This is a genomic window from Yoonia sediminilitoris (assembly GCF_003058085.1).
GTDB classification, from domain to species: domain Bacteria; phylum Pseudomonadota; class Alphaproteobacteria; order Rhodobacterales; family Rhodobacteraceae; genus Yoonia; species Yoonia sediminilitoris.
In genome coordinates this window covers 2,501-5,993 of the sequence record NZ_QBUD01000036.1, presented here as the reverse complement: position 1 = coordinate 5,993, position 3,493 = coordinate 2,501, and the positions used below count along the sequence as shown (strand labels likewise).

The 3,493-nt window shown below is 51.4% G+C and carries 1 tRNA gene and 2 rRNA genes; all 3 read right to left on the bottom strand.

The window, feature by feature from the left end:
• The 3 genes from C8N45_RS22780 to C8N45_RS22770 all read right to left on the bottom strand — a co-directional run bounded on the left by C8N45_RS22780 (nucleotide 1) and on the right by C8N45_RS22770 (nucleotide 3,199).
• Nucleotides 1-77: transfer RNA gene (locus C8N45_RS22780), tRNA-Met, on the bottom strand.
• A 66-nt stretch (nucleotides 78-143) separates the two neighbouring features.
• A 5S ribosomal RNA gene (gene rrf / locus C8N45_RS22775) occupies nucleotides 144-258 on the bottom strand.
• A gap of 110 nt (nucleotides 259-368) precedes the next feature.
• A 23S ribosomal RNA gene (locus C8N45_RS22770) occupies nucleotides 369-3,199 on the bottom strand.
• Nucleotides 3,200-3,493: the final 294 nt, after the last annotated feature.

Genomic DNA, 3,493 nt, shown 5'->3' with positions numbered 1-3,493 from the left:
TGGTTGCGGGAGTAGGATTTGAACCTACGACCTTCAGGTTATGAGCCTGACGAGCTACCGGGCTGCTCCATCCCGCGCCAAAGGCACCTCAGGTATGGTTTAGAGGTGCATCGTTAGAGAGATACGCTGATTTTGCTCATTAGATTTGGCAGTGACTTACTCTCCCACGCCTTAAGACGCAGTACCATCAGCGCTGCGGCACTTAACTGCCGAGTTCGGGATGGGATCGGGTGTTTTGCTCGCGCTATGACCACCAAATCAAATGAACAAAATCAGGTTCCAAGTCGCGTACGACTACATGGTTTGTGTATGTATCTTGACGACGTCGACGCTATGCGACGCCTTCACCAGTCTTACTATTACTGGATCAAATCAAGCCTATCGAGCAATTAGTACCAGTCAACTGAACGTATCACTACGCTTACATCTCTGGCCTATCGACGAGGTGGTCTACCTCGGCTCTCAGGGATATCTTGTTTTGAAGGGGGCTTCCCGCTTAGATGCCTTCAGCGGTTATCCTGTCCGATCATAGCTACTCTGCACTGCCGTTGGCACGACAACAGATCCACCAGTGGATCGTTCACCCCGGTCCTCTCGTACTAGGGGCAACTCTTCTCAAATATCCTACACCCACGGAAGATAGGGACCGAACTGTCTCACGACGTTCTAAACCCAGCTCACGTACCTCTTTAAACGGCGAACAGCCGTACCCTTGGGACCTGCTCCAGCCCCAGGATGAGATGAGCCGACATCGAGGTGCCAAACGGTGCCGTCGATATGGACTCTTGGGCACCATCAGCCTGTTATCCCCAGCGTACCTTTTATCCGTTGAGCGATGGCCCTTCCACTCGGGACCACCGGATCACTATGGCCGTCTTTCGACTCTGCTCGACTTGTCAGTCTCGCAGTCAGGCTGGCTTCTGCCATTGCACTCAACGAGCGATTTCCGACCGCTCTGAGCCAACCTTCGCGCGCCTCCGTTACAATTTGGGAGGCGACCGCCCCAGTCAAACTACCCACCACGCAGGGTCCCGGACCCGGATAACGGGCCGCGGTTAGACATCAAGCAGAATAAGGGTGGTATCTCAAGGGAGGCTCCACCAGGACTAGCGTCCCGGTTTCAAAGCCTACCACCTATCCTGCACATACTGTGCCTGATGCCAATGCGAAGCTATAGTAAAGGTGCATGGGGTCTTTCCGTCTAACCGCGGGTATCCTGCATCTTGACAGGAAATTCAATTTCGCTGAGTCCACATTTGAGACAGCGGGGAAGTCGTTACGCCATTCGTGCAGGTCGGAACTTACCCGACAAGGAATTTCGCTACCTTAGGACCGTTATAGTTACGGCCGCCGTTTACCTGGGCTTCAATTCGGAGCTTGCACTCCTCCTTTTAACCTTCAGGCACCGGGCAGGCGTCAGACCCTATACGTCGTCTTGCGACTTCGCAGAGCCCTGTGTTTTTAGTAAACAGTCGCCACCCCCTGGTTTGTGCCCCCGGCCTCTACTTGCGTAAAAACCGGGCCTCCTTCTCGCGAACTTACGGAGGTATTTTGCCGAGTTCCTTAAATGTGGTTCTCTCAAGCGCCTTGGTATTCTCTACCTATCCACCTGTGTCGGTTTAGGGTACGATCTAGCGGAGGGCTATTTCCAGGAACCTCTCAACGGCCTCCCCAATCCGATAAGGGGAAACAATCTTCGAGATCCGTCACATCCTCCTGGCCCAGGAATATTAACCTGGTTCCCATCGACTACGCCTTTCGGCCTCGCCTTAGGGGTCGGCTTACCCTGCTCAGATTAGCTTTAAGCAGGAACCCTTGGATTTTCGGCGAGGGAGTCTCTCACTCCCTTTGTCGCTACTCATGTCATCATTCTCACTAGTGATCTCTCCACCGGATCCCTCACAGGCCGGCTTCACAGAAAGTTTCGCGTCTCCAATCTGTCCGAAGACAGTAAGGAGACAAGAAACTATGTCACACTACGCTCTGCTACCATGCACTACGTGCATCCTAGACTTCGGCTCATGGCTTGAGCCCCGTTACATCTTCGCCGCAGGACAACTTATTTAGACCAGTGAGCTGTTACGCTATCTTTAAAGGATGGCTGCTTCTAAGCCAACCTCCTGGTTGTTTTGGTCGTCCCACCTGCTTTCCCACTTAGCCATGAATTAGGGGCCTTAGTCGTAGGTCAGGGTTGTTTCCCTCTCCACAACGGACGTTAGCACCCGCTGTGTGTCTGCCGGATATTACTCCTCGGTATTCGGAGTTTGGTTAGGATCAGTAAGACGGTGAGTCCCCATTACCCATCCAGTGCTCTACCCCCGAGGGTATTCGTCCGACGCTCTACCTAAATAGATTTCGCAGAGAACCAGCTATCTCCGAGTTTGATTGGCCTTTCACCCCTAGGCACACCTCATCCCGACCTTTTTCAACAGGTGTGGGTTCGGACCTCCAGTTGGTGTTACCCAACCTTCATCCTGGACATGCCTAGATCACTCGGTTTCGGGTCTAATGCATCTAACTCAGTCGCCCTATTAAGACTCGCTTTCGCTGCGCCTACACCTAACGGCTTAAGCTTGCTAGATACACTAAGTCGATGACCCATTATACAAAAGGTACGCTGTCAGGCCTCAAGGGCCCTCCAACTGATTGTAGGCGTTCGGTTTCAGGAACTGTTTCACTCCCCTCGTCGGGGTGCTTTTCACCTTTCCCTCACGGTACTGGTTCGCTATCGGTCAGTAAGGAGTACTTAGCCTTCGAAGGTGGTCCTCCGATGTTCAGACAGAATTTCACGTGTTCCGCCCTACTTAATACGTCCAATCATGCTTCTTATACGGGACTGTCACCCACTATGGTTGTGCTTTCCAACACATTCTAATCACACTCATGGCTCGGCTGGTCCCCGTTCGCTCGCCGCTACTAGGGGAGTATCTGTTGATTTCCTTTCCTCCGGGTACTTAGATGTTTCAGTTCCCCGGGTTTGCTTTTGTAAACCTATGTATTCAGTCTACAAATACTTGTTTATGCTCATTATTAGCTGCACCGGAGTGCAATAATAACAAACATTCAAGTGGGTTGCCCCATTCAGAAATCCATGGATCAAAGCTTATTCTCAGCTCCCCATGGCTTATCGCAGAGTATCACGTCTTTCATCGCCTCTTACTGCCAAGGCATCCACCAAACGCCCTTTTCGCGCTTGATTTGATCCAGAAAAAGCAAGGCTTTTTCAATGAACGGGCCCTTTTGTGCTTAAACCCGTTCTAAGATCAAAATGCATACATTGCAGTGCGTGCCGCTGGTTCGCAACACACACTGTTCGAACAGCATTACTGCTGTTCCGGTTAGTGTACTTGACTTGGAACAAAATAGATTTTCGAGGCTTCAAACAGATCCTTGCGGACCCTCGGCCTGTCTGACAACTGCTTACGCGCAGCGTCTCTATTCTGATGTTGTATCTCTCTATACGATGTAAAATATGATCCCCGAGAGGATCAAA